The following is a 25,438-nucleotide window of genomic DNA, read 5'->3' as shown; positions in this document are numbered from 1 at the left end:
TGCTCTTCCTGCTAAATCACACAGTTCGCAACGCGATTGCGTAGCGCGCGAATGGCCGAGTACGCCGTGAGTGCCGACGTCTTGGGGTTGTCCGGCAGCGGCTTGCCGCACATCTCCAGCGACATCTCGCCGAACGCCCCGCGGGCGACGATGTGGTGCACGTTGCGCGTGCTGGTCGGGTCCGCGATCAAACGCACGCGCGTCGCGTCGAGCCCCAGACCGGCGATGGCCACCGTCGCCGCCACGTTCGCGTTCTTCGGATACAGACGCGCCGCGTCACGGGCGCTGCCCTCGAAGATCACAGTCGCGGTGGTGAGCGTTGCCAGATCGCAGACCTGCTCGGCAGGCGTGCCTTGCCAGCCCATCGGCGGCTTGCGCCCGGTGTAAAGCACTTCGTCCAGACCGCCTTCGCGCGCCGCCGCAATGGCATCGATGCCGCCGATGGCGCCCGAGAGCAGCGTGACGGTCGACGCGCCGTCCTTGGCGGCCTGTTCCAGCGCGGCGAGCAGATCGGTGTCGGACAGCGCACCGATCGACGCCACCGCGCAATCCACCCCCGACTTGAGCAGCGGCACGACGTGGCCCGACAGCGCGCTGTGACCCGCGCATTCGAGCACGAAGTCCGGACGGCTGGAGAGCGCCTGCGCCGACGACACCACTTCGGTGTCCGCACGCACGCTCTCGCGCACGCGGGCAGCAGCGTCTTCCGGCACGATCACGTGGCCCACGCGCAGATACGGATCGCTCGCGCACGCCTCGTAGACCTTCGAGCCGATCGCGCCGAAACCGATCAGCGCGACGTCAACGGGACGGTGGTTCAATTCATGCATTCGCAGGCTCCCGGACCGGCGGACCGGCAAAGTGCGACGCAAAGCTGCCGACCGACAGCATGTCCACTTCGAGCAGCACCGGACCGTCGTGCGCCACGGCGCGTGCGACCGCCGCTTCCGCCTGATCGATGGCCGTGATGCGCTCGTGCTTGAGCTGCAGGCTCGCGCAGAACGCGGCGAAATCCGGCTGGTGAAGCTGCACGTAATGACGGCGACCGCCGTACTGCGCGTCCTGGATGTTGCGGATCACGCCGTAGCATTGATCGTTCATCAGCAGGATGATGACCGGTGCCTTTTCCTGCACGGCGGTGGCGAGTTCGCCCACATTGACCATCAGACCACCGTCGCCGCACAGGGCCACGGTCTTCTTCGCGTTGCCCGCGAGCGCCGCGCCGATGCCCATCTGCATACCCTGACCGATCCCGCCGCCCAGTGCGTGCACACCGGCGCGCGGCGAGAAGATCTTCAGCAGACGGTTGCCCCACGTGCTGTTCGAGATCGTGACGTCGCGCACCCAGTTGAAGTCGCGGCCCAACGCGCCTTGCAGGGCGGCGACGAGCTGACGGTACGGGCCGAGCCCTTCCGCGACCTGCTTGACGGCCACCTCGCGAGCGGCCGCGAGATCGGCGTGGAACGCCGGATCGATCGACAGGCGCCCTTGCAGACGGTCAGCCAGTGCGTTCAGCACGCGTGCGGCGTCGCCCTGGACGAACAGATCGTTGCGGTAGCCACGGCCATCCGCCAGGCCATCGGCGTCGACGCGGTAGAGCGGGCGCGGCAGCGCGAGCTTGTACTTGAGCGTTTCGTTGCCACGCAGACGCGAACCGACCACGAGCACGGCGTCGCACGACTTGTAGAACGTCTCGACCGTCGGGTGGATGTTGAACGCGCCGAGCGTGGCGGCATGATCTTCCGGCACGATGCCGCGACCCTGCACACTGGTGACCACGCCGAAGCCCATATCGACCAGACGCTTGACGGCGGCTTCCGCCCCACGCGCCCCACCGCCCAGCCACAGCATCGGACGATGCGCGGCGGCCAGCTTGTCGGCCAGTTCGGCCACACGGGCGTCGTCGTGCGTCGGCACCGTGATGTGCGGCGCGGCCAGATCGGCGGGCCATTCGATTTCCGCCGCCTGGATGTCGATGGGAATCTCGACGCTCACCGGGCCGGCAGGCGCCGTGAGCGCGGCGCGCACGGCTTCACGCACGGTCGAGAGCGCAGTGTCGACGCAACGCACGCGGTACGCGGCCTTCGAGATCGCGTGCAGCATGCTGAGCTGATCGGGCGCTTCGTGGATATAGGCGAGATCGCGGTCGAGGAACTCGGTTTCGATCTGGCCGGTAATGTGCAGCACCGGCGTGCCGGCGGTCAGCGCTTCGACCATGGCGCCCGCCGCGTTGCCCGCCGCGGTCCCCGTGCTCGTGAAGGCCACGCCGAGGCCGCCCGAGACACGGGCGAGGCCATCGGCCATGTTCAGTGCGCCGGCTTCGCCGCGCGCGCCGACGTAACGGATCTTGTCGCGACGCGCGATCGCGTCCAGGATCGGCATGTTGTGAATCGAGATCACGCCGAATGCGGTCTTCACACCGCACTGCTCGAGAAACGCCGCGATGACTTCGCCGACGGTGGTTGTGTTAGACATGTCTTGCCAAGCCTCCGGAAACATCGATGTGGCTACCCGTCGTATAGGACGACTGCGGGCTCGCCAGGAAAAAGATCGCTGCGGCCGCCTCTTCAGGCCTGCCCAGACGTTGCAACTGGATTTGCTTCTTGCGCGCCAACTCGCCGGTCCATTCCTCCCAGGTCTTGCCTTCGCCTTGCGTGGCATGGCGCCGGCGCCACTGACCCGACTCCACCAGTCCGATCAGGATGCTGTTGACGCGCACGCCGTCCGGCGCGAATTCGCTTGCCATCGAACGCACCAGATTCTGGATGCCCGCGCGCGCCGACGACGTTGCCACCATGTGCGGCTCCGGCTGGAGCGCGAGCAACGAGTTGACGCAGACGATGGCCGCGTCCCCGGTCTCGCGTGCCGCGTCGCGCAGCATCGGCAGGCAGGCGCGCGTGGTGCGAATGACGCTGAAGTACTTCAGTTCCAGCTCTTCGCGCCAGGCGTCGTCGGTCGTGTCGGCAAACGTCGATACACGGCCTTGGCCCGCGTTGTTGACAAGCATGTCGAGACGACCGAACTCGCGACGGATCCGTTCGGCCAGCCCGGCGACATCGTTCGCATCGAGCACGTCGCACTGTGCGGCGATGAGGCGCGCCTCGGGATGGCGCTCGCGCAGGCGGGCTTCGGCTTGCGCCAGTCGCTCGGGGTTGCGCCCGCAGATGGCGACAGCGGCACCGGCGTCGAGCAGGCGCTCGGCCGTCGCGAGGCCGATGCCGGACGAGCCGCCCGTGACCAGCGCCGCGCGTGGAGTGAGGTCGATCTTGATCATTTCAATCCCAGTGACTTCATATAGGGGGTGGCACGGCCGTCGCTGCCCGGCCGGTAGTTCAGGCGGTGCGACAGGGCGTCGGCCGCCTCGCGCACCTGTCCGATCAAACCCGCGTCAAGCACCGACGCGTCGATGGTGGCGCGCGGAATGGTGACAGTGATCGCCGCGCAGATGCGTCCCGCATCGTTGCGCACCGGCGCGCTCACCACGCTGATGCCGCGCTCGAACGACGATGCCGACACGGCATAGCCACGCTCGGCGTCTTCGCGCACGCGCTCGAACAGTTCCGTGACCGTCTCCGGCGTTTGCGGCGTGTATTTGTCGAGCGTCTTTTCGGGGTACAGCGCGCGAAGCTCGGCCAGCGTCAGGTCGCCCATCAGCACATGGCCGTGCACGGTCGCGTGGGCCGGCAGACGCGTGCCGACGTTGACCTTGATCGAATTGAACACGCCCGCCACGCTCTGCGCCTTCGCTACGAACACGATGTCGCGACCGTCGCGGATCACGATGTGCGACGTGAGCTGGGTGGCGTCGCGCAACCGCTCGATGATCGGAATGCCCAGATCGGTCAGCTCCAGCGAGCTGAGATATTCAAAGCCCAGACGCAGCACGGCCACGCCCAGACGGAAATTCTTTTCGCTGCCCGCACGCTCCAGGAAGCCCATCGCTTCGAGCGTCTGCAACAAGCGGAAGACGGTCGTACGCGGAATGCCCAGTCGTTGCGACAGCTCCGGCGCGCTGAACACCGGCTCGCGCGGCGAAAATTGCGTGAGAATGCGCAGGCCGCGCTCAAGGCCCGGCACCAGGTAGCGCGTCTCGGTGGCCGCGCCGTCGACCGGATCGTCGCCGTCGCCTGGCATCGCCGGGTCGGGCAGCATGTCGTCGTCGGTGAGCGCTTCGGCCATTGCCGTGGTGCGCTTCAGAGTTGCCGGTGCCATCTCAACGCGCTCCTGCCGTGATACGTTCAAGCCACGCGGCGAGCGCGATGTTCAGAACGTCCGGCGTTTCGATATACGACGCGTGTCCCGCACCGTCGATGATTTGCAGCGGCACGCCGGCCACGTCGGCGATCGCCTGACAAGCTGCCGGGGGCGTCACGGCGTCTTGCGCACCGACCGCCACCGCGACCGGGCCCGCGTTTGCCGCAACATATTGCGCCAGCGCGCCGGCGACGTCGCCGTTCGAGAGCAGATGCGTTGCCTGACGATAGCCCGCGGGCAGCACGCGTGCCATGTTCCATTTCACCCATGCGCGCGGCAGAGCCGCAGCGTTCGGGGCAACGAGGTTGTCGCTGCGCTCGCGCGCCATGCCGGCCGGGCCGAGCTTGTCGAGCATCGCCAGACGACTGTCGCGCTTGCTCAGACGCACCTGCGCCTCGGCCTTGCCGTAACCGCCGGCCGGCGAGCAGAGAAAGAGCCCGCGCACGCGCTGCGGCGCACGACTCGCGAACTGGGTCGCCATGATCGCGCCCAGCGAATGACCGACGAGCGCGACGCTTGCCAGCCCCAGCGCATCGAGCCACGCCTCCAGCGCATCGGCGTAGGCGTCGGCGTGCGGCTCGGCGTCGGCGACATTCGTCGTCTTTCCATAGCCCGGCGCGTCCCACGCATACAGCGCGGCATGCAGGTTCGTGGCTTCGAATTGCGCAAGCCACGATGCCGCGCCCGATCCGATGCCATGCAGCATCACGACCGGCACGGCCTCCTCGGCTTGCGTTCCAGCGCTGCGATAGCCGACGGTGCCCGCGCGCGTGGCGACGGTGCAGTACGGGAAGGCGTCCAGACGCGCGCACAGCGGCGCGACGGCGGCATCTTCGGGTACTTCGGACTGAAAGGCTTCGACTTGCATGGCTTGGACTGAACGTCTCGCTTCGTGAATTTCTGCCGGTGTGGGGACTGCGACGCCCCCTCACCGGACTTTCCGGGACAACGGCCCCCGGCGGCTTACTTCAGATCGCGCTTGATCTGCGCGAGCGGCGAATCGGGCGGGTACGTCGGCGTGACCGGCTTTTGCGAGCCAAGCATCACGCACATGAGCGCGTCTTCGTCACCGATGTTGATTTCCGTGCGATACACGCCCGGCGGCACCGAGATCAGGTCGCGTTCACCGAGAATGGCTTCCCAGGTTTCGCCGTCGCGCTCGCAGATCACCTTCATCTTGCCGCGCATCACGAAGAAGATTTCTTCGACATCCATATGGATGTGGCTCGGGCCGATGTTGCCGGCCGGGATCACCATCGTCGAGAACGTGAAGTGACCGGCAGGTACCGTGTTGATGTCCTTGGCCACGCCCGTGCCGCCCGTGCCGACGTAGCGCATTTGCGCACGGCGGTACTTCGGGTCGTAGTCGGCCTGGAACTTCAGCGCGTCCCAGTCGTACTTGCGCGTCGAGAAACGGGCTACGCGCGTGTCCAGCCAGTCGCCGAATGCCTGGCCTTCGGCCTGCGTCCAGCTCTCGACAGCCTGCGGCGTCGCGGTGTTTTTAGCGTCGGCTTGCGCCATGGTCTAACTCCTTGAAGGCGTTGCGAATGAGGACGGCTCGTCAGGGCATCACGAAGCCGCCGTTGACCGGCAGTACCTGCCCGGTCACGAAACGGGAAGCATCGGAGAGCAGAAACAGCACCGGGCCGATCACGTCGTCGGGCACCTGGGCGCGCGGCAACGCACGTCCCTCCAGGTAATGACGATGGCGCTCAGCGGGCACGTAGGCCGTGGCTTCCACCTCCACGAGCCCCGGCGCGATGGCGTTGACGGTGATGCCGTCCGGGCCGAGTTCGCGGGCGAGCGAGCGCGTCATCGCCATCACGGCGCCCTTGCTGGCGGCGTAAGCGAGCAGCCGCGGCGCGCCCCACAGCGCAGTATCCGACGCGATGTTCACGACGCGCCCCTGTCCGCAAACGCGCAGGAACGGCAGCGCGGCCATCGTCATGAGCCAGGTGCCGCGCACGTTGACGTTCATGACCGCATCCCACGTCTCGATGCTCAACTCGGCGGCCAGCTTGCCGCCCGAGTTGGTGATCGCACCGTTGTTGACCAGCCCATCGATGCCGCCCATGCGCTCGGCAGCCACCTTGGCGGCCGCATCGACCGATGCCGGATCGGACAGATCGACGCGCACGAACGACACGGCATGTCCCGCACCGCTCAGCTCGGCCGCGAGGGCCTCGCCGGCCTGCGACGCGATATCGGCAATCGTGACTTGCGCACCGCGTGCCACGGCGGCACGGACGAACCCTTCGCCAAGGCCACGCGCGCCACCGGTGATCAACAGCTTCTTGCCGTCGAGCGGCGCCAGCGTGTTGGCGTCGAGCGGGAGGATGGGCAATTCGTTCACGTTGAATTTCCTCGTCGTTCAGGCGATGTTCATCGCGGCACGCGGCACGTAGTGCAACGCGCGGCGCTCCAGCCAGACCACGGCGGCGTAAGCCGCGATACCGATGACGGTCAACCCGGCGATGGAGACGAACACCATCGCGGTATTGCCCTGGCCTTCGCCATACACCAGCAGATAGCCCAGGCCGCGGTCGCCACCGACCAGCTCACCCACGGTCACGCCGATCACGGCCAGCGTCGATGCGATGCGCAAGCCCGCGAAGAGCGCCTGCATGGCCGACGGGAATTCAACGAAGCGGAAGATCTGCCAGCGGCGACCGCACAGGGCGCGCACCAGGTTGACCATGTCCGGGTCGACGGCGCGCACGGCGCCGAGCACATTGATCATCACGGGGAAGAAGACAATCAGCACGGCTACGAGGATCTTCGGGTAGATCGTGTACCCCATCCACATGACGAAGAGCGGCGCAAACGCGACCTTCGGTGCGATCTGCAGCGCGAGGATGTACGGCGAGAGCATGGCTTCGGTCGACGGCGACAGGCCAAGGATCACGCCGATCAGTACGCCCAGCGCCGAGCCGATCACGAAGCCCGCGATCACTTCGATAGCCGTCACGCCGATGTGCAGCCACAGGTTCTCGACCTGGAACATGCGGGCGCCTTCGATCACGGTCGACGACAGTTTGGGCAGCACGAACTCGGGCACGCCGAACGCCGTCGGGCCCCATTGCCAGATGGCCGCGAAGATCAGCAGCAACACGAAGCTGCCAACGGTCAGTTGCGTTTTGGAAAGGGATTTCATAGCGAGGATTCCAGTGTCTTGCAGTGTCGGGGACGAGGATCAACCGAGGTGGTCGTCGCGCCCCACCTTGAGCAGTTCCATCAGATGGGCCACGTATTCGTTCATGCCCGCCTGCTTGCGACGCTCGATCGGGTTATCACGGTGCGGCAGATCAACCGTGATCTCCTCGATGATCGTGCCCGGGCGCTCGCTCATGACGAACACGCGATCCGACAGCGCGATCGCTTCGGCGAGGTCGTGGGTGATCATCAGCGCGGTCTTGCCTTCGTCGGCGAGCATCTGCGCGAGATCCTGCTGGAGCACCATCTTGGTCTGCGCATCGAGCGCCGAGAACGGCTCGTCCATGAGCAGCACGTCCGGCTCGACGGCCAGCGTTCTCGCCAGGGCCGCGCGCTGACGCATGCCGCCCGAGAGCTGGTGCGGATAGTGATTCTCGAAACCCTTCAGGTGGCAGCGCGCAAGCAGCGCCTTGGCCACTTCCGCACGCTCGGCCTTGCTGCGCCCGCGAATCTGCATGCCCAGCTCGACGTTCTTCTGGATCGAGCGCCACGGCATGAGCAGGTCTTTCTGCAACATGAATGCGACTTGCTGCGACGGGCCGCGCACCGGCTTGCCCGCGAGCGTCACCTGCCCTTCGCTCGGCGCGTAGAGACCGGCGCCCATGTTGAGCAGCGTGCTCTTGCCGCAGCCGCTCGGGCCGATCAGCGAGACGAACTCACCGGCCTTGATGCCGATGGAGACGTCCGAGACGGCCGTCATCTCGCCCTTGCCCTGGCGATTTTTGAACCGACGCGTGACGCCGCGGTATTCGATGGCGAACGGCAGGGGGGCCGCCGCCGGCTGCGCCTGGCGTGCCTCGGCATTCGCCTCGGCTACGTTCGCGTCCTTCAATTGAATCGACCTGAGCATGGGAAACCACCGTGTTTCTGGATGTTCAACTTGCCTCGGGCAGCCTGCTGCGGCATTTTGCCTGCATGGCCTGCCAGCCTGTCTCCCCTTGCGGGGCGCGTTTCATATACGAAACGTTGATTTACTTATGGATCAATTATAGGGAGGGATTGGCGTAGTCAAAATTATTTTTTGACTAGGGGAAACCCGCACCCAAAGGCGTTGCGCGACAAACACAAGGGGCGAAACAAAAAAAGCGCCGGCGGGCAAATGCCGGCCGGCGCTCAAAGAGAGACCACTGGGTGCGTGTTGCAATGCATTGGCATTGCGCGGCGCGTCAGAACGAGTGATGCACGCCCGACAGGATGATGAACTGGTTGCCCGTCGACGAGGCGCCGATCGTATTGATGGCCGTGACCGCGCCATTGCCGCTCGCGTGTTGATACACGCCGCTCAGGTACACCTGCGTGCGCTTGGAGAAGGCATAGACATCGCCCAGGCTGACCTGCGTCCAGCGCTTGCCCGTCAGCGAGGTCGTGGCCGCGCCGAAGGTGATCGTGTTGGCGGCCCCCGTCGCGTAGTTGGCACCGCCGTCGAACGACTGGTAGGTGTCGCTGAAGCCCGGCGATTGCAGTTTTACGCGCGTGTAGAGCGCGTGCAGCAGCCACGGCCCGAAGCCATACGACACGCCTGCGCCCATGTTCTCGACGTTCGACGCTGCGTAGCTGCCGACCGCCTGGCCCTGGAAAGTCGCGCCGCCGAGCACGGCGACGTTCGGCGTGCGGTTGTTCTCGTTCGAGTAGACCGCCGACGCCTTGAAGCGGCCGTTCGTATAGTTCGCGGCCACGCTCCACTTGCGCCCGTTGGCGAAGTTCGTGTTGTTGCCGAACGAGATCATGCTGCCCGCCTTGAAGCCGGCGAAGTCGGGCGTGACGTAGCGCACGGAGTTGTCGACCTGGACGACGGACGTGTTCGCCAGCTCGTCGAGGTTACCCGGGTGGAACATGTACCAGTTCATGCCCAGATAGGCCGTGCTCATCGGCCCGAGCCAGTCGAAGTTGAACGTGGTCATGTGACCGATGGTGAGCGTACCCATCTTGTCCGACTGCAGACCGACCCACGACTGGCGGTTGAACATCGCGCCGGCCTTGACGGTGTTGCCCGAGAGCGTCGAGAAGCCGTTTTCCAGTTGGAAGATGGCGCGATTGCCACCGCCCAGATCCTCGACACCGCGAAAGCCCCAGCGATCCGGCTGCGTCGCGCCCTGTTGGGCGATCCAGTTCGCGTTGCCACCCTGGTTGTTCACATACGCCATGCCGGCATCCAGGCTGCCGTAGATCGTCACGTTGCTCTGCGCCTGCGCTGCGACCGGCACCCCCGCCGCCAGAAGCGTTGCCGCCGCCAGTGCCGTCATGCCAGGGATCCGCCCCATCGGAAACCGCTTCATCTGTGTACTCCTGTCGTTCGATGATTCGAAAACGGTGAAGACGCCGGATGCGATGCGCGGCGACTCAAGCCAATCGCCCTGTCACGCCCCATCGCCTAACGTTCCACCTATGAAACGTTGGATTACTTATGAAACCAACTGAGCGAAGCTTAGGCCAGGTGACGCGTGAGTCCCGCAGCGGAGATGCACGAATTGATTAGAACAATTTGGCGTGCTAGTGCGCGCACGTAGCGCCGCCAATTGCCGTCTCACCTGCGGTTCGGGCGGCGCCGTTCGTCCCGCGGGCGTTGCCGTGCGTCCCATCTTGCCACCGTTCGGGGTCGATCCGTTCCCTCAGGATTTACCCGAGGATGCCTTGCGTTCGATCGAATCAAAAACAATAATATTTGAACATTATGTTCATATTTGAACGTTTTATTTTTCTGGCCTGTCGTCACTTTCGTCAAAGGATGTTCCCATGCAAGCTCCTCTCATCGGCATCAACGGTGCCGGCATCGGCGGTCTGGCTGCCGCCATCGGTTTGCTGCGCGCCGGTTTCCGTGTTCGCGTGTATGAGCAGGCGGCGCAGTTTGCGCGTGTCGGCGCGGACATCAATCTGACGCCCAACGCGGTGCGCGCGCTCGATGGTCTCGGCGTCGGCGACGCCTTGCGCCAGTCGGCGGCACAGCCGAGCCATCGCATCAGCCGCATGTGGGATTCGGGCGAAGAGACGTCGCGTCTGGAAATGGCTCTTACGGCGCAAACGAAATACGGCGCGCCGCAGCTCACGATGCACCGCGCCGACCTGTTGCAGGCGCTGGAGCAGGCCGTGCCCGCCGAGTCGATTGCGCTCGGCAAAAAGCTCGTCTCGTTCGATGCGCCCGCCGACGGGCAGCCCGGCCCCATTCGACTCGCGTTCGCGGACGGCACGCACGATGATGTCGACGTGCTCATCGGTGCGGACGGTATCCACTCGGTCGTGCGCACTGGCTTGTTCGGGCCGGAGTCGCCGGAGTTCACCGGCGTGGTGGCATACCGCGCTGTCGTGCCGGCGGACAAGCTCGACGGCGTGCCGAATCTCGGCGCGTTCACCAAGTGGTGGGGACCGACCCCGTCGAGCCAGATCGTGACGTTCCCGCTCAATCTCGGGCGCGACATCTTCGTCTTCGCCACAACGCCGCAGGACACCTGGACGCTGGAGTCGTGGACAGCACCGGGCGACGTGCACGAGCTGCGCGCCATGTACGCCGACTATCATCCCGAGGCACGCGCCCTGCTCGACGCATGCGACAGCGTGCTGAAGTCGGCGCTGTATGTGCGCGATCCCTTGCCGCAATGGTCGCGCGACCGCGTGTCGCTGCTCGGCGACGCCAGCCATCCGATGATGCCGTTCATGGCGCAAGGCGCCGGCATGGCGATCGAAGATGCTGTGGTACTGTCTCGCCACTTGGCGGCCGTAGGTCCGAGCGCCGACGTCTCGACGCTCGCCGCCGCCCTCGCGCGCTACGAGGCGTCGCGACGTGAACGCACGGCACGTGTGCAGATCGGCTCGCGCGGCAACCAGTGGCTCAAGGAAGGTGGCAATGCCGATTGGGTCTACGAGTACGACGCGTGGCAAGTTCCGCTCGCGGTCTGAACGACCCTGAGGCGGTGCGAGCGCCGCACCGCCCTGCCCGGATGCCCCCGACGATTGGAATGGAACGCATGACCAAAGCTACGCAAGACGTTGCGCCCACGACCGGCGCCGCCCCCGCCGACGGGCACGACGCCGGACAAACAGGCCTCGTGACGCCGGTCATGCGTGCGCTCAAGTTGCTGCGGTACATTGCGGACGGCGGGTCCACGGCCAACGTCAGCGACGTCGGCCGCCGCATCGGGGTCAATCGCGTGACCGTCATGCGTCTGATCGAGACGCTGCAATTCGAGGGCGTGCTGGAGCCGCTGCCGCAAGGGGGCCATCGACTCGGACTCAATTTCCTGACGCTGGCGGCCACGGCACTCGCCGGCGAGGACCACCTCGCGACGGCACGACGCGTGCTCACGCGCGTGACGACCGAGACCGGACTATCGAGCTACCTCACCGTGCTCGATGGTGCTCAGGTGCGCTATCTATTGTGCGAAACGCCGGCGTTGCCGCTCGTGAGCAATATTCGCGCGGGCAGCCGCGTCACCGCCCATTTGACGGCACCAGGCCGGTCGCTGCTCGCGCATCTGAGCACCGAGCGACGCCGCGCGTTGCTCGGGCCGGAACCGCTCGCGGCCGCCACGGCACAAAGTGCGCGCACGTATGCCTCGCTCGATGCCCAGCTCACGCGCGATCGCGAGACCGGATGCGCCTGGAGCCAGGACGGCTTCGAAGCGGGCATCGACGCCTGCGCCGCTGCCGTGCTCGACGCGCACGGCAGACCGTTGGCAGCCCTGAGCGTTGCGGGTCCGCGCTCGCTGGTCGGCACCGACACTCTCACACGCGAGCGCACCGCCCGCGCCGTCAAGTCGGGCGCCGCCGATCTCGCCATCCTGCTGGCCGACGCGCCCGCATTTCTCGCGGCCGCCGAGCGGGGCTGAGCCGCCGTGATGTCACACTGATCGCCCGAAATCATACGGCGATGGTGCCGAGCGTGCGTTCCCCGAGCGGCGTGACGCGCAGCGCGCGCGGCTCACGGGTGGGTTCGAGCCACTTCGCATCGAGACAGGTACTGAGCAGCGCCGCCCCCAGCGCGCCGCCCAGATGTGGCTTGCGCTCACTCCAGTCGGGACACGTGCAGGCGAACCGGCGCCGATGGGCACGGGCGCGGGTGAGGTTGACGCCAAGGGCGGTGAGCCCTTCGACACCGGCATCGGTGAGCGCCACGTCGCTCCCGTCGATCCGAAGCCAGCGGTGGGCGTGCATCCGCGCGAAGAGATCGACGGCAATCTCCCCGGCAAGATGGTCGTAACAGGTTCGCGCGTGGCGCAGCGGCACAGGCGTGGCACGACTGACCGGGACCGGACGTGGGCGCAGGTCGCGCGTGGCGAGCACGGCGCTGGCGAGCGCTTCGATGGCAGCGGCAGTCTCAGGCGTGGCAATGCGAAAATAACGATGGCGCCCGCGCGCTTCCTGCGCGAGCACGCCGCCGTCGACCAGCCGGGCAAGGTGCCCGCTCGCGCTGGAAGGCGATAGCCCGGCTACCAGTGCCAGCTCTCCGGCGGGGCGGGCGGAACCGTCCATCAATGCCCACAGCATGGTCATGCGACCGGCATCGGCGAGCAACGCGGCGAGCGAACTGACGCCGGGGGCGTGATCTCTTGCGATGTCCACAGCAGGGCTCCCGTAAGAAATATGAAGCACGGTATCGGCTTCAGTACCGGCAGTATAGGACCGGCGATGCGCGCAACACTTCAGCACGCGATGAAACGTGCCGGACAGCCGGTGCGCCATGATGAGCACCGTCATCCCCTCATCTCCTCATCTCCGGACATCCGCCATGCTCGCCGCTACCGCCGTTCTCCCCACCGTGCCGCCGCCCGCCCATGCGCTGGCCGCCGTCGTGCACCCCAATCCTTACGCTTACTACCAATCGCTCGCCGCGCATCGTCCGTTCGACTTCGATGCCTCGCTCGGCCTGTGGGTCGCGGCGGGGCCGCAAGCACTGGCCGCCGTGCTGCGCCATCCGGCTTGCGGCGTGCGGCCGGCCGGCGCGACGGTCCCTGCCGCTCTGGCCAAGGGTGCCGCGGGCGACTGGTTCGGTGCGCTCGTGCGGATGAACGACGGCGCCACGCACGCAGCGATGAAGCCGTGGCTCAAGGCGCGACTCGCCTCGCTGCACGCCGACGGCGCCACTCTCGACCGACTGCGCGACGCCAGCCAGGCCGCTTGCGCGGATGCCTATCTCGCCCAAGGGGACACGCCCACCGCCCGCCTCGACGATTTCGTCTTCCGCCAGCCGATCTACGCCCTCGCGGCGTGGCTGGGCGTTCCGTCTTCGCAGTGGGTCGACGTGTACGACGACGTCCGCACGCTGGTCGCGGCGATGGCGGAATCCGCCAAGCCGTCGCCGCGCGCCGAGGCGATCGCACGCGGACACCGCGCAGCCACGGCACTGTGCCAGCGCGCCATGCGTTGGCTCGACAACGATGCCGCCCCGGGGACTTGGCTGCGTGACACGGCGCGAATCGCGGCACACGACGACGCCCTCGACCATGCCGCGCTTACGGCAAATGTCGCGGGCCTCTTCACGCAAACGCACGACGCCTGCGCCGGGCTTGTGGCCAACAGTCTGCGCCGGCTCGCGCGGCACGCGTCGCCCACTGTCATACCTGCCATCGATGGCCGTCAGATGCTTCGCGCCAACCTCGCCGTCGCCATCGCGACCGTCAGTGACGTGATTCGCCTCGATCCGCCCGTGCAAAACACCCGACGCTTCCTGCACGCGCCCGCCGTCATCGGCGAACGCACGCTCGCCCGCGGCGACGCCATCCTGGTGGTGCTGGCCGCTGCGCCCGCCAGTGCCGGGCCAGACGATATGGCCTGGACCTTCGGGCACGGCGCCCACACCTGCCCGGGGCGCTCGCCGGCGAGCACGATTGCCGCGCTCGGCGTTCAGACGATCCTCGACAGCGAGGTCGATCTCGCCGCCATCGCGACCGGCACGGCGTATCACCCGCTCGGCAACGTTCGCATCGCGCGTTTCCACGAGGAGGCACCGGCGGATTGAGGTCGTTTGCCGCCTCCGGCGCATTGTTTTATTTGACGGAACATTAGTTCCGTCAGTCGAAACGCGACGCACTCATCGAAAACCCTGTAAACACAAGGCTCTGCGCTAGGGCACCGCTTCATCCGGGGATTTCGGGCAGGATGACACTTTCCTCTCGCGTGTCCCCGCCATGGCTTCCCGGTACGCGTCCGTTTCGTCTTCCGCTGCTCACATGTCCGACACCTACACTGACGGCATGCCCATGCCCGCCCGGGCCTGGGCCGTTGCAACCGTCATGCTCGCCATCTCCCTCGCGGTGCTCGACGGGGCGATTGCCAACGTTGGGCTCCCCACCATCGCGCGCGACCTCAACGCCAGCCCGGCCACGTCGATCTGGATCGTCAACGCCTACCAGCTCGCCATCACCATCTCGTTGCTGCCGCTTGCCGCGCTCGGCGAGATCGTGAGCTACCGCCGCGTCTATACCGTCGGGCTCGCGCTCTTCACGGTCGCCTCGCTCGGCTGCGCCCTCTCGGATTCGCTCGTCACGCTCACGCTCGCGCGTGTGGCGCAGGGCTTCGGCGCGGCGGGCATCATGAGTGTGAACACCGCGCTGGTCAAAGCGATCTACCCGTCGCGCTGGCTCGGACGCGGCGTCTCGCTCAACGCGCTCATCGTTGCCATCTCGTCCGCCGCAGGCCCGACGATTGCCGCCGGTGTGCTGTCCATCGCGCACTGGCCGTGGCTCTTTGCCATCAATGTGCCGCTTGGCATCATCGCCTTTGTCATCGCCGTGCGCTCGCTGCCCGACACGGCCCGCGCCTCCCACCCGTTCGACTGGACCGGTGCGCTGTTGAGTGCGCTCACCTTCGGTTTGCTCATCTCCGGCATCGACGCCTTCGGGCACGGTCAAGCGCGCTGGCTCGTCGCGCTCGAAGTCGCCGCCGCCCTCGTCATCGGTACCGTTTTCGTGCGACGTCAACGCACCCAGCCAGTGCCGCTGCTGCCCCTCGACCTGTTGCGCATTCCCATTTTCGGGCTGTCGATCTGCACGTCGATGGCGTCGTTCTGCGCACAGATGCTCGCCTTCGTCGCACTACCGTTCTTCCTGCAGGATTCGCTCGGCTTCGATCGTGTCCAGACGGGCCTGCTGATGACTGCCTGGCCGCTCACCATCGTCGTCGTCGCGCCGCTGGCCGGCCGGCTGCTGGAGTATTACAAGCCGGGGCTGCTCGGCGCGATCGGGTTGGCGGCGTTCGCCCTCGGGTTGCTCGCGCTCGGCCTGCTGCCCGCGCATCCGCATCAGGCTGACATCGTCTGGCGCATGGCCCTGTGCGGTTTCGGCTTCGGCCTGTTTCAGTCGCCCAACAACTACGCGATGCTCACGGCCGCCCCCGCGCATCGCAGCGGCGGCGCGAGCGGCATGCTGGGCACCGCGCGCCTGACCGGGCAGACGACCGGCGCGGCGCTCGTGGCCCTCATCTTCAGCGTCTCCCCGTCCGGCCTCGGCACGCGCGCCTCACTTTTCGTGGCCGCCGCGTTCGCCGCGGTCGCGGCCGTGGTGAGCAGTCTGCGCACGCTGCCCGCCGCCCAGCCGGGCGCGAATTCGGCGCGCGGATGAGCGCGGTGCCCCGATGGCCCGAGTGCCTTCCTGCGGCCGGCCGCCCGGCCGTGCTACACTGCCGACCTTTTACGGCTCGCCCGTGCGGGCCGCAAATGCCATGAGTTTCTGCGCCATCGATTTCGGCACTTCGAATTCTGCCGTCGCCGTGCAAGACGGCGCCGCCATGCGTCTGGTCGAGCTGGAAGCCGGCTACGGCACGCTGCCGACCGCCGTCTTCTTCAATGCCGACGAAGGTGGCCGCGTCTCGTTCGGCCGCCAGGCCGTTGCCGATTACGTCGATGGCTACGACGGGCGCCTGATGCGCTCGCTCAAAAGCCTGCTCGGCTCCTCCCTGATCGAAAGCACCACCGACCTCGGCAACGGCTCGGCGATGCGCTACATCGACATCATCGCCACGTTCCTGCGCCATCTGCGCACGCATGCGCTGAAGTCCAGCAGCGGCGATTTGCGTCATGTGGTCATGGGACGCCCCGTGTTCTTCGTCGACGACGATCCGCGTGCCGACGCCGCCGCGCAGCGCTCGCTCGAACAAAGCGCGCGCGATGTGGGCTTCCAGGACGTGCAGTTCCAGTTCGAGCCGATCGCGGCCGCGTTCGATTACGAGTCGCGCCTGAGCCATGAGCAGCAGGTGCTCGTCATCGACATTGGCGGCGGCACCTCGGACTTCTCGCTGGTGCGTGTGGGACCGGAACGGGCACGCCATCTCGATCGCAAGGACGACGTGCTCGCCCACCACGGCGTGCACATCGCGGGCACGGACTTCGACCGCCGCATCGAGCTGGCCACGATCCTGCGCGAACTCGGTTACAAGGCGCTCGGCCCCGATGGCAAGGAAGTGCCGAACCGGATCTATTTTGATCTGGCGACGTGGCACCTGATCAACACGGTCTACACGCCGAAGCGCGTTGGCGAGTTGGCGCTCACGGCGCATCTGTACGCCGATCCGGCCCATCACCGACGCCTGATGCGCACGGTCGAGCAACGCCTCGGACACGCGCTCGTCGGCCATGCCGAAGACGCGAAGATCGACGTGGCCTCCGGCGGCGAAACACGCATCGACCTGTCGGTGATCGAGCGCGATCTGGCGGTCGCGTTCTCGGAAGCGGGATTGGTGGAAGCGGTCGGCGACGAGATCGCAAGCATCACGGCAGGCGCTGTGCATACGGCCGCGTTGGCCGGCTTGCGCGCCGAGGACGTCGATGCGCTCTACTTCACCGGCGGCTCCACGGGCCTGCGCTGCCTTTCCGATGCGATGTGTGCCGCGTTTCCGAAAGCGACGCCGGTATTCGGCGACCGTCTCGCCAGCGTGGCGCTGGGGCTCGGCATTCACGCCAGGCGCGTGTTTTCCTGAGCGGTCGCCGGCGTCCGTTACTGGAACGCGACTTCGTTGAAACTGCGCAGTTTGCGACTGTGCAGACGATCCAGACCGTTATCGCGCAGCAGCTCCATCGTCTTCACGCCGATCTTCAGATGCTGGTCGACGCGCTCGCGATAGAACCGGTCCGCCATGCCGGGCAACTTCAGCTCGCCATGCAACGGCTTGTCGCTCACGCATAGCAAGGTGCCGTACGGTACGCGGAAACGGAAGCCGTTCGCCGCAATCGTCGCACTCTCCATGTCGAGCGCAATCGCCCGGCTTTGACTCATGCGCTGCACCGGCTCGCGGTGATCACGCAACTCCCAGTTGCGATTGTCGACCGTGACGACCGTGCCCGTGCGCATCACCCGCTTGAGTTCGAAGTCGTCGAGCTGTGTGACGTCGGCCACGGCGCGCTCGAGCGCGACCTGCACCTCGGCCAGCGGCGGCACTGGCACCCACAGCGGCAGATCGTCGTCGAGCACGTGATCCTCGCGCACGTAGCCGTGTGCCAGGCAGTAATCGCCCAGACGCTGCGAGTTGCGCAGCCCGGCGCAGTGTCCCAGCATGACCCAGGCGTGCGGGCGCAGCACGGCGATGTGGTCGGTGATGGTCTTCGCGTTGGACGGACCCACGCCGATGTTGACCATCGTGATGCCGGTGTTGTCCGGGCGCACGAGGTGATACGCCGGCATCTGCGGCAGGCGCGGCGGCGGTGTGCCCCGCGCGGCGCGCGCGTCGATGTTCTGGTTCCAGTGCGTTACGTTGCCCGGCTCGACGAACGCGGTGTACTGGCTGCGGTACTCGCGCAACGCCGGATCGTCGGTCACACTCATCAACTCGCGCCCCAGTTCGACGAACTCGTCGATATAGAACTGGTAGTTCGTGAACAGCACGTAGTTCTGGAAATGCTCGGGCGACGTGGCGGTGTAGTGACGCAGGCGATGCAGCGAGTAGTCGACGCGCGGCGCCGTGAACAGGGCCAGCGGCAGGATCTCGCCGGGCAATGGATCGCGCGTGCCGTTCACGATGCTGTCGTCCATCGTCGCCAGGTCGGGCACGTCGAACACGGTGCGCATGGCGCGCAGGTGCGTTTGATCGAGATCGCCTTCGAGATAGACGCCATCCTGGTAGGCGAAATGCACGGGGATCGGCTCGTCCGAGACGCCCACTTCAAACGCGACACCATGATTGTGCGCCAGACGGCGAAGCTGCTCGGTGTAGTAGTTCTCGAACAGATCCGGTCGCGTGACCGTCGTCTGGTAACTGCCCGGCCCCGACACGAAACCATAGGACAGGCGCTTGTCCAGTTGGGTGATGTCTTCGGTGGTGATGCGAATAAACGGGTAATGCGCGCTCACACGCCGCGCCGCCTCCTTCTGTGTGGAAAACCGCTCGAAAGCGGCGCGAAGGTATGCCGTGTTGGCGTCGTAGATCGTCTTCAGGTAGGCGACGGCTTCCACCGGATCGGCAATCGATCGGGTGGCATGGACCGGTTCTTGTTCGGACATGCGCAAACCTCTTCTGTCTAAATCATGAGGGTGAGTATGCGCCCATTGTGACACGACCCGCAGGCTTCTCGGTGTCCTGTGCGCTGCCGTGACCGAGCCAGTCGAGCGCCCCCTCGCCGGCCGTCTGCGCCCCCGGCCCGGCGCGCCGAATCGCCACGCCGACGGCCAGCACGTCGATGGCCGCAAGGTGGAGAATTCGCGCGATCATCGTCACGTGAGCCCCCGTCGTCTCGACATGATCATTGGGCAGCACCAGCGTCGCCTTGCGCGCGAGCGGCGAGTTGCGGGCCGTGAGCGCAATGACCTTCGCGCCGCGCGCCACGGCAACGTCGACGGCTCGGTTCAGATCCGCCGAGCGGCCCGACGCCGAAATCGCGACCACCACGTCGCCGTCTCCGAGCAGTCCCGCCGATGCTTGCAACAGGTACGGATCGCCGTACGCGATGGTCGGCATGCCGAAGCGGAAGAACTTGTAGTGCGCGTCCTGCGCGATCACGCCGGAGTTGCCCAGCCCGTAGAACTCGATGCGGCGCGCCCCGTCGAGCAACGTCACGGCCGCCTCGAGCGTGCGCGCGTCGAGGTGCTCGCGCATTTGCAGAATCGACGACACCGTGTTGTCGAGCACCTTGGCGCTGAATTCCGCCGCGGAGTCGCCCACGTGCACCTGTCCATGGCGCACCGGCAACGTGCCGGTCAGTGCGCTCGCAAGTTTGAGCTTGAAGTCCGAGAGTCCCTGACAGCCGAGCTTGCGACAAAAGCGGATGACCGTCGGCTGGCTCACTCGGGCAAGACGCGCGATTTCCGCCACCGGCTCCGCAAGCAGCGCACGCGGTTGCTTGAGTGTGAGTTCGGCCACGCGCTGCTCGGCCGGGCTCAGCCGGTCGCGCAAACGATGCAGGCGGTCGATCAACGCGCCCGCGCCTGCCGCATGCGTGCCGAGCTGCTCGGCAAGCATGGCGGACGTGCCCAGAAACGCCGGGTGATCGGCCGTGATGATGTAGGTCGGAATCGGCTTGAGATACGCCTCGAAACGCCCCTTCGCCTCGAAGCGCTGGCGAAACGGCGAGTCCTCGAACAACTTGCCGAGCTTCGGAATCACGCCGCCCCCCAGGTACACGCCGCCCACGGCGCCCAGCGACACCGCGACATTGCCCGCAAGGGTGCCGAGCATCGCGCAGAAGCAATCGACGGTCTCTCGCGCGAGCGGATCGCCGCCCTGGGCGAGCTTCACGATCTCGGGCGTCTCCCGCGCGGGGACGGCGTGGCCATCCCGGCCAGCCAACGCTTGATAGACGAGCGCCATGCCGGGCCCGGCCACCAGACGCTCGAACGATACATGCGAAAAGTGTTTCCACGCGTAGCGCAGCACCGCGATTTCGCGCTCGTCCGCCGGTGCGAACGTCGTGTGGCCGCCTTCGCTGCCGAGCGCGATCCAGCGTTCAGCCGCCGGAATCAGGCCCGAGACGCCAACGCCGGTGCCCGGCCCCAGCAAGCCGAGCACGCCCCCCGGCTGCGGTTCGCCGCCGCCCACCTGTCGCTTCTGCGCGTCCGACAGGTAGGGCAGTGCCATCGCCAGCGCGGTGAAATCGTTGACGACCAGCAGCGTCTCGAAATGCAGCGCACGACGCGTCGCTTCGATCGAGAAGTGCCAGTCGCGATTCGTCATGCGCACCTCGTCCCCGGCAATCGGGTTCGCAATGGCGATCGCGGCGTGCCGAACCGGTTCGGCATGATCGGCCTCGTCAAGATAGGCACGGATGACTTCGGGAACCCCGGGAAAATCGTCGCAGGCGTAGTCCCGGATCTCGATGAGATCGCCGGGGGCGACTTCCAGCGCGAAGCGGGCGTTCGTGCCGCCGATGTCGGCCAGCAGTCGCGGACCACTCAGGTGCGGCGGATTATTCCTCACTCCAGAAGACATCGATATTCACTCCTTCACAATGGATCAGCCGGGAGATGGCGTTGTCCTGCGCCTCGGCCTGCGCCGCTTCGAACACGGCGCGTTTGGCGGGGCCTTGGATTTGCAACAGGAGCCGCTCGCAGGACGCGAGGGCCGCAAGCGACCACGACACGCGCAGGTGAGGCGCGTGCTGCGGCTGCATGAGCACGAACTTGTCGTGCGTGGTGATGGCATCGCGCCATTGCACCGCGTCGGCGAAGAGCGACGCCGTATGGCCGTCTTCGCCCATGCCGAGCACACACACCTGTGGCACGCCATGCGTCCACGTGGCGTTGAGCGTCCGCACGTGCAGTGAGGCGGGCGTCTTGATGTCCACCAGCGGCAGCCAGTGCCCACCATTGGCACCGGGCAGCAGTGTCTCGGCCACCAGCCGGGCATTGCTCTCGGCGTGCGCGGGCGGCAGCCAGCGGTCGTCGACGAGCGTGATGTCCACGTCGCGCCACGCCACGGGCAGCCGGGCGAGTTGTTCGAGAAATGCCCTGGGACTCGTGCCGCCCGACACGGCCAGCAACGCGCGCGGACGAACCGTCAACGCTTCATCGAGTCGCGCGACGACAGCGTTGGCGAGCGCCAGCGCCTGCGCCTGCCGCGTGGGGTAGGTGCGCCAATGAATCATGACTGTCGACCTCCGTTTTCCTCGGCGTGGGGCAGCGGCACCGGGCGGCATCACGCCCCGTCCGGCGCGCCACCTCAGTTGTCTTCTTCGACCCAGCTCGTGCCCGACTGCGCGAGTAGCGCGCTGGCGGCGGGCGGCCCCCAGGTGCCGGCGGCATAGCGCTTCGGCCCCTTGTGCTGACGCGACCAGTACGCCTGAATCGGCGCGACCCAGCGCCAGGCCGCTTCCTGCTCGTCTCGACGGACAAAGAGGGCCAGACGCCCGTTGATGACGTCGAGCAACAGCCGCTCGTACGCATCCATCCGATGTCCCCTGAAGAACTGGTCGAACGCCAGATCGAGGTGAACCGATTGCAGTGTCATGCCCTCGCCCGGCTGCTTCGCCAGACAGTAAAGGCGCATCGACTCGTTCGGCTGCAGACGGATGACGAGACGATTGGCGCCGGCTTGCGCCGTCGCCTCGCCGAGCAACGGATAGGGGGTTGGGCAGTAGTTGACGACGATCTCCGCCACGCGCTCGCCCAGCCGCTTGCCCGTGCGCAGGTAGAACGGCACGCCGGCCCAGCGCCAGTTGTCGATCTCGGCCTTCAGGGCCACGAACGTCTCCGTCTGGCTCGACGGCGGCACCCCAGGCTCGTCGACGTACGCCGGCACCGCCGACTTGCCGATCGCGCCACCGCCGTATTGCCCTCGCACCACGTGGCGCGCGACCGTGTCGTCGTCGAGCGGGCGCAACGAGCGCAGCACGCGCAGCTTCTCGTCGCGCACGGCATCGGCGTCCATCGACAGGGGCGGCTCCATCGCGACGATGGCCAGCAGTTGCAGCAGATGGTTCTGCACCATGTCGCGCAGCGCGCCGGTCTGTTCGTAGAACTCACCGCGCCCTTCGACGCCGATTTCCTCGGCAATCGTGATCTGAATGCTGTCGATCAGTTCGCGTCGCCACAACGGCTCGAAGATCGCGTTGCCGAAGCGCAGTGCCAGCAGGTTCTGCACCGCCTCTTTCCCGAGGTAGTGATCGATGCGATAGATCTGATCTTCCCGGAAGCTCGCCCCCACCGCGTCGTTGATCGCCTCTGACGAGGCCAGATCGTGGCCCAGCGGCTTTTCCAGCACGATGCGGCTGTTCTCGTTGAGCTTGGCGCTGCGCAGCCCTTCGCAGATGGGGATGAACAGCGACGGGCCGGTGGCCAGGTAGAAGATGCGCACGCCCTGCCGCGGGGCGAGGCGCTCGGCCAGCACGCTGAATTCGGCTTCACGCCCGAGATCGAGCGGCATGTAGTCGATAGTGGCGAGAAACCGCGACCAGGCACCTTCGTCCCAGACGTCGGGTTTGATATGCCCGCGTACGTGCTCCTCGCACCACTGGTGGTAAGCGGCGGCATCCATCGGCTTGCGGGCAATCGCGAGAATGCGCCCGGCATGCCCGCCGTCACCGGTGTCGGCATCCGAGCCCAATTGCCCCGTGCGGAACGCCCGGAACAGCGCAGGCAGCACCTTGCGCAACGACAAATCGCCGGTGGCGCCGAACAACACAAAGGTATAGGGTAAAGGCGTGTTCATAGACAGCGTGGACTCCGTGCAACCGGACGCCTCGGCTCGGCACCGCGCGGCGCACCAACCGGCGAGCGACCTGTCCAACGCGCCAGCAAGCGCCGAAGCGATCGGGTGAGCTGCCTGGGCCGCCGAAGATTGGCTGAGGTCCGGAAGTGGCTGAAGAAGCGCAACTTTGACACTGTATTGTAGTTTAACTACACTTTAACGCAACAAAATCGCGTGCTTTGACTACATCATGTCCCCATGATCCAGGCCAACGCATCCCCTCAAGCCCGTATGCGAGCGGTGTCGCAGGCGTGAAACGGTTCGAGCGGTTCGAGCGGTTCGAGCGGTTCGAGCGGTTCGAGCGGTTCGAGCGCTTTGAACGCTTTGAACGCTTTGAACGCTTTGAATGCTTTGAATGCGTCGGGCACGCCAAGCGGCGTCACAGGCGCCTTGCGCCTCCCTCGCGTCGGACGGCCCACAACCTCCCGGAAATCCCATGACCCAGTCTTCGCACAACGTGTCGCTGCATCCGGTGGTAGAACGCGTGACCCAACGCCTGATCGAGCGCAGCCGATCATCGCGCCAGGCGTATCTGGAGGGCGTGGCTCGCGCCACGCAGGGGCAACCCGGTCGCGAGTCGATCGGCTGCGCCAATCTCGCGCACGCCCTGGCCGCCGCCCCTGCCGACGATCGCATCAAGATCCGTACCGAACGCACACCCAACATCGGCATCGTCACCGCCTATAACGACATGTTGTCGGCACACGCGCCGTTCGTCGAGTTCCCCGACGTCATCAAATCCGCCGCGCGCGCGCACGGCGCCAGCGCGCAAGTCGCGGGCGGCGTGCCCGCCATGTGCGATGGTGTGACACAGGGTTACGCGGGCATGGAACTCTCGTTGTTCTCGCGCGACGTGATTGCGATGGCCTCGGTCGTGGCGCTCTCGCACCAGATGTTCGACGCGGCCATGTTCCTCGGCGTGTGTGACAAGATCGTGCCGGGACTGGTCATCGCGGCCCAGGCATTCGGCCATCTGCCGGCCGTTTTTGCGCCGGCGGGACCGATGCCCTCCGGGCTGCCCAACGACGAAAAGTCGCGCATCCGGCAGGAATATGCCGCGGGCCGCATCACCCGCGCGGCGCTGCTCGATTCCGAACTCGCCGCGTACCACACCGAAGGCACCTGCACGTTCTACGGCACGGCGAACAGCAACCAGATGCTCATGGAATTCATGGGGCTGCATCTGCCCGGCGCGTCGTTCGTCAATCCGCATACGCCGCTGCGTCATGCACTCACGCAGGCGGCGACGGCGCGCGCGGTGGCGTTGGCCAAGACCGGTATCAACACGTCGCACATTCTTGATGAGCGCGCGTTCATCAATGGCGTCGTTGGTCTGTTGGCCACCGGCGGCTCGACCAACCACACGTTGCATCTGGTGGCGATGGCGCATGCCGGTGGCATTCTGCTCGACTGGCAGGACTTCGCCGACCTCTCTGACGTCACGCCGCTGCTCGCCCACGTCTACCCGAACGGCAAGGCGGATGTGAACCAGTTCCATGCGGCGGGCGGCCTGAACTTCCTCATTCGCGAGTTGCTCGATGCCGGCTTCCTGCACAACGATGTCACCACGGTCATGGGCCACGGTCTGCGCGCGTACACGCAGGAAGCCGTGCTGCGCGACGATGTGCTCTCGTGGCACGACGCGCCCGCCGACAGCCTCGACGAAGGCATCGTGCGCCCGGCCTCGCGACCGTTTGCGCACGAAGGCGGATTGCGCATGCTGGCGGGCAACCTGGGACGCGCGGTGATCAAGTCGTCCGCCGTCAAGCCGGAACATCAGACCGTGCGCGCGCCGGCACGCGTGTTCTCCGATCAGGAGAGCGCACAAGCGGCGTTCAAGGCCGGCGAACTGACACGCGATGTGATCGTCGTGGTGCGCTTCCAGGGTCCGCAGGCGAATGGCATGCCCGAGTTGCACAAACTCATGCCAATGCTCGGCCTTCTCCAGGACGAAGGCCATCACGTGGCGCTCGTGACCGACGGGCGGATGTCCGGCGCGTCGGGCAAAGTGCCCGCCGCCATTCATCTGTCGCCGGAAGCGGAGCAAGGCGGCATGCTCGCGCGCGTGCAGGACGGCGACATCCTCACAATCGATTGCGAGAAGAACGTGTTGCACTGCGAAGTCGACGACGCCACGCTCGCCGCGCGCGCACCGGCCCCGGTGCCGCAACGGCCGTTTGACCCGTGGCGCAACGTGTTCGGGCTATTCCGGCGCAATGTCGGCGCCGCACCGCATGGGGCATGTGTGCTGTTCGACGACGCGGAGTATCCGAAGCACGCGTGAGACCGGCAGGCGCATCACCCCGGCCGGGGCAGGCGACGACGCGATGAAGGGACGAAGGGACGAAGGGACGAAGGGACAACGAGACAAGGG

21 protein-coding genes are annotated in these 25,438 nt (G+C 66.4%); 6 read left to right on the top strand and 15 right to left on the bottom strand.

Annotated features, from left to right (window positions below; all coding sequences use genetic code 11):
• Positions 1–11: 11 nt before the first annotated feature.
• The 10 genes from PEP31012_RS13410 to PEP31012_RS13365 all read right to left on the bottom strand — a co-directional run bounded on the left by PEP31012_RS13410 (position 12) and on the right by PEP31012_RS13365 (position 9,710).
• Positions 12–830, bottom strand: coding sequence for an aspartate dehydrogenase (locus tag PEP31012_RS13410; protein WP_150589829.1), 819 nt, complete (start codon positions 828–830; stop codon positions 12–14).
• Positions 823–2,475: a thiamine pyrophosphate-binding protein gene (locus PEP31012_RS13405; protein ID WP_150589828.1), complete on the bottom strand. Its 1,653-nt coding sequence runs from the start codon at positions 2,473–2,475 to the stop codon at positions 823–825. Before PEP31012_RS13405 ends, PEP31012_RS13410 begins: the two co-directional genes overlap by 8 nt.
• The gene (locus tag PEP31012_RS13400) at positions 2,468–3,274 is read right to left on the bottom strand and encodes an SDR family oxidoreductase (protein WP_150589827.1); all 807 of its coding nucleotides are present in this window, start codon (positions 3,272–3,274) and stop codon (positions 2,468–2,470) included. The genes PEP31012_RS13405 and PEP31012_RS13400 overlap by 8 nt, the downstream gene beginning before the upstream one ends.
• Positions 3,271–4,134, bottom strand: coding sequence for an IclR family transcriptional regulator (locus tag PEP31012_RS13395; protein ID WP_150589911.1), 864 nt, complete (start codon positions 4,132–4,134; stop codon positions 3,271–3,273). The genes PEP31012_RS13400 and PEP31012_RS13395 overlap by 4 nt, the downstream gene beginning before the upstream one ends.
• Positions 4,135–4,213: 79 nt before the next feature.
• On the bottom strand, positions 4,214–5,122 hold the full coding sequence (locus PEP31012_RS13390) for an alpha/beta fold hydrolase (RefSeq protein WP_150589826.1): 909 nt from the start codon (positions 5,120–5,122) through the stop codon (positions 4,214–4,216).
• A gap of 95 nt (positions 5,123–5,217) precedes the next feature.
• Positions 5,218–5,775, bottom strand: coding sequence for a cupin domain-containing protein (locus PEP31012_RS13385; RefSeq protein ID WP_150589825.1), 558 nt, complete (start codon positions 5,773–5,775; stop codon positions 5,218–5,220).
• A gap of 40 nt (positions 5,776–5,815) precedes the next feature.
• The gene (locus PEP31012_RS13380; RefSeq protein ID WP_150589824.1) at positions 5,816–6,607 is read right to left on the bottom strand and encodes an SDR family oxidoreductase; all 792 of its coding nucleotides are present in this window, start codon (positions 6,605–6,607) and stop codon (positions 5,816–5,818) included.
• An 18-nt stretch (positions 6,608–6,625) separates the two neighbouring features.
• The gene (locus PEP31012_RS13375) at positions 6,626–7,408 is read right to left on the bottom strand and encodes an ABC transporter permease (RefSeq protein ID WP_150589823.1); all 783 of its coding nucleotides are present in this window, start codon (positions 7,406–7,408) and stop codon (positions 6,626–6,628) included.
• A gap of 39 nt (positions 7,409–7,447) precedes the next feature.
• Positions 7,448–8,317, bottom strand: a complete 870-nt coding sequence (locus PEP31012_RS13370) for an ABC transporter ATP-binding protein (protein WP_150589822.1) — start codon at positions 8,315–8,317, stop codon at positions 7,448–7,450.
• A 316-nt stretch (positions 8,318–8,633) separates the two neighbouring features.
• Positions 8,634–9,710 carry a porin gene (locus tag PEP31012_RS13365; protein WP_174978238.1) on the bottom strand — a complete coding sequence of 359 codons (1,077 nt, stop codon included), beginning with the start codon at positions 9,708–9,710 and terminating at the stop codon, positions 8,634–8,636.
• A 490-nt stretch (positions 9,711–10,200) separates the two neighbouring features.
• Here PEP31012_RS13365 and PEP31012_RS13360 point away from each other — a divergent pair, with 490 nt between their 5' ends.
• Both PEP31012_RS13360 and PEP31012_RS13355 read left to right on the top strand, forming a co-directional pair.
• A complete protein-coding gene (locus tag PEP31012_RS13360; RefSeq protein WP_150589820.1) occupies positions 10,201–11,358 on the top strand; it encodes an FAD-dependent monooxygenase in 1,158 nt (385 codons plus the stop codon).
• Between the two features lie 68 nt (positions 11,359–11,426).
• Positions 11,427–12,287, top strand: coding sequence for an IclR family transcriptional regulator (locus tag PEP31012_RS13355; protein ID WP_150589819.1), 861 nt, complete (start codon positions 11,427–11,429; stop codon positions 12,285–12,287).
• A 31-nt stretch (positions 12,288–12,318) separates the two neighbouring features.
• Here PEP31012_RS13355 and PEP31012_RS13350 read toward each other — a convergent pair whose 3' ends face one another.
• Positions 12,319–12,951 carry an ArsR/SmtB family transcription factor gene (locus tag PEP31012_RS13350; RefSeq protein WP_246171289.1) on the bottom strand — a complete coding sequence of 211 codons (633 nt, stop codon included), beginning with the start codon at positions 12,949–12,951 and terminating at the stop codon, positions 12,319–12,321.
• 235 nt (positions 12,952–13,186) lie between these two features.
• On the opposite strand from PEP31012_RS13350, the gene PEP31012_RS13345 reads away from it, so the two are divergent.
• The 3 genes from PEP31012_RS13345 (at position 13,187) to PEP31012_RS13335 (ending at position 17,370) form a co-directional block, all read left to right on the top strand.
• Positions 13,187–14,416 carry a cytochrome P450 family protein gene (locus tag PEP31012_RS13345; RefSeq protein ID WP_150589818.1) on the top strand — a complete coding sequence of 410 codons (1,230 nt, stop codon included), beginning with the start codon at positions 13,187–13,189 and terminating at the stop codon, positions 14,414–14,416.
• 211 nt (positions 14,417–14,627) lie between these two features.
• The gene (locus PEP31012_RS13340; protein ID WP_150589817.1) at positions 14,628–16,016 is read left to right on the top strand and encodes an MFS transporter; all 1,389 of its coding nucleotides are present in this window, start codon (positions 14,628–14,630) and stop codon (positions 16,014–16,016) included.
• Positions 16,017–16,116: 100 nt separating this feature from the next.
• Positions 16,117–17,370 (top strand): Hsp70 family protein, encoded by a 1,254-nt coding sequence (locus tag PEP31012_RS13335; RefSeq protein WP_150589816.1) that lies wholly within the window; start codon positions 16,117–16,119, stop codon positions 17,368–17,370.
• Positions 17,371–17,387: 17 nt separating this feature from the next.
• Here the strand turns inward: PEP31012_RS13335 and PEP31012_RS13330 are convergent, their stop codons facing one another.
• The 4 genes from PEP31012_RS13330 to zwf form a co-directional block, all read right to left on the bottom strand.
• The gene (locus PEP31012_RS13330) at positions 17,388–18,887 is read right to left on the bottom strand and encodes an AMP nucleosidase (RefSeq protein ID WP_150589815.1); all 1,500 of its coding nucleotides are present in this window, start codon (positions 18,885–18,887) and stop codon (positions 17,388–17,390) included.
• Between the two features lie 22 nt (positions 18,888–18,909).
• Complete coding sequence (locus tag PEP31012_RS13325) at positions 18,910–20,808, bottom strand: bifunctional transcriptional regulator/glucokinase (RefSeq protein ID WP_174978236.1); 1,899 nt, start codon at positions 20,806–20,808, stop codon at positions 18,910–18,912.
• Positions 20,786–21,463 carry a 6-phosphogluconolactonase gene (gene pgl, locus PEP31012_RS13320; RefSeq protein ID WP_150589814.1) on the bottom strand — a complete coding sequence of 226 codons (678 nt, stop codon included), beginning with the start codon at positions 21,461–21,463 and terminating at the stop codon, positions 20,786–20,788. The genes PEP31012_RS13325 and pgl overlap by 23 nt, the downstream gene beginning before the upstream one ends.
• Before the next feature lie 74 nt (positions 21,464–21,537).
• Complete coding sequence (gene zwf / locus PEP31012_RS13315) at positions 21,538–23,025, bottom strand: glucose-6-phosphate dehydrogenase (protein WP_150589813.1); 1,488 nt, start codon at positions 23,023–23,025, stop codon at positions 21,538–21,540.
• A gap of 475 nt (positions 23,026–23,500) precedes the next feature.
• Between zwf and edd the strand changes: the two genes are divergently transcribed.
• Complete coding sequence (gene edd, locus PEP31012_RS13305; protein WP_174978235.1) at positions 23,501–25,348, top strand: phosphogluconate dehydratase; 1,848 nt, start codon at positions 23,501–23,503, stop codon at positions 25,346–25,348.
• Positions 25,349–25,438: the final 90 nt, after the last annotated feature.

Source organism: Pandoraea eparura (assembly GCF_902459725.1).
Lineage (GTDB): Bacteria > Pseudomonadota > Gammaproteobacteria > Burkholderiales > Burkholderiaceae > Pandoraea > Pandoraea eparura.
The sequence above is the reverse complement of the archived record's forward strand: the minus strand, read 5'-3'. Positions and strand labels throughout refer to the sequence as shown.

What these genes read in the sequence shown, in the direction of transcription:
- PEP31012_RS13405 (WP_150589828.1), bottom strand. Translation starts at nt 2,475, where the DNA reads ATGTCTAACACAACCACCGTCGGCGAAGTCATCGCGGCGTTTCTCGAG.
- PEP31012_RS13335 (WP_150589816.1), top strand. Translation starts at nt 16,117, where the DNA reads ATGAGTTTCTGCGCCATCGATTTCGGCACTTCGAATTCTGCCGTCGCC.
- PEP31012_RS13375 (WP_150589823.1), bottom strand. Translation starts at nt 7,408, where the DNA reads ATGAAATCCCTTTCCAAAACGCAACTGACCGTTGGCAGCTTCGTGTTG.
- pgl (WP_150589814.1), bottom strand. Translation starts at nt 21,463, where the DNA reads ATGATTCATTGGCGCACCTACCCCACGCGGCAGGCGCAGGCGCTGGCG.
- PEP31012_RS13410 (WP_150589829.1), bottom strand. Translation starts at nt 830, where the DNA reads ATGCATGAATTGAACCACCGTCCCGTTGACGTCGCGCTGATCGGTTTC.
- PEP31012_RS13395 (WP_150589911.1), bottom strand. Translation starts at nt 4,134, where the DNA reads ATGCCAGGCGACGGCGACGATCCGGTCGACGGCGCGGCCACCGAGACG.
- PEP31012_RS13365 (WP_174978238.1), bottom strand. Translation starts at nt 9,710, where the DNA reads ATGACGGCACTGGCGGCGGCAACGCTTCTGGCGGCGGGGGTGCCGGTC.
- PEP31012_RS13400 (WP_150589827.1), bottom strand. Translation starts at nt 3,274, where the DNA reads ATGATCAAGATCGACCTCACTCCACGCGCGGCGCTGGTCACGGGCGGC.
- PEP31012_RS13355 (WP_150589819.1), top strand. Translation starts at nt 11,427, where the DNA reads ATGACCAAAGCTACGCAAGACGTTGCGCCCACGACCGGCGCCGCCCCC.
- PEP31012_RS13370 (WP_150589822.1), bottom strand. Translation starts at nt 8,317, where the DNA reads ATGCTCAGGTCGATTCAATTGAAGGACGCGAACGTAGCCGAGGCGAAT.
- PEP31012_RS13385 (WP_150589825.1), bottom strand. Translation starts at nt 5,775, where the DNA reads ATGGCGCAAGCCGACGCTAAAAACACCGCGACGCCGCAGGCTGTCGAG.
- PEP31012_RS13325 (WP_174978236.1), bottom strand. Translation starts at nt 20,808, where the DNA reads ATGTCTTCTGGAGTGAGGAATAATCCGCCGCACCTGAGTGGTCCGCGA.
- zwf (WP_150589813.1), bottom strand. Translation starts at nt 23,025, where the DNA reads ATGAACACGCCTTTACCCTATACCTTTGTGTTGTTCGGCGCCACCGGC.
- edd (WP_174978235.1), top strand. Translation starts at nt 23,501, where the DNA reads ATGACCCAGTCTTCGCACAACGTGTCGCTGCATCCGGTGGTAGAACGC.
- PEP31012_RS13340 (WP_150589817.1), top strand. Translation starts at nt 14,628, where the DNA reads ATGTCCGACACCTACACTGACGGCATGCCCATGCCCGCCCGGGCCTGG.
- PEP31012_RS13390 (WP_150589826.1), bottom strand. Translation starts at nt 5,122, where the DNA reads ATGCAAGTCGAAGCCTTTCAGTCCGAAGTACCCGAAGATGCCGCCGTC.
- PEP31012_RS13350 (WP_246171289.1), bottom strand. Translation starts at nt 12,951, where the DNA reads ATGACCATGCTGTGGGCATTGATGGACGGTTCCGCCCGCCCCGCCGGA.
- PEP31012_RS13330 (WP_150589815.1), bottom strand. Translation starts at nt 18,887, where the DNA reads ATGTCCGAACAAGAACCGGTCCATGCCACCCGATCGATTGCCGATCCG.
- PEP31012_RS13360 (WP_150589820.1), top strand. Translation starts at nt 10,201, where the DNA reads ATGCAAGCTCCTCTCATCGGCATCAACGGTGCCGGCATCGGCGGTCTG.
- PEP31012_RS13345 (WP_150589818.1), top strand. Translation starts at nt 13,187, where the DNA reads ATGCTCGCCGCTACCGCCGTTCTCCCCACCGTGCCGCCGCCCGCCCAT.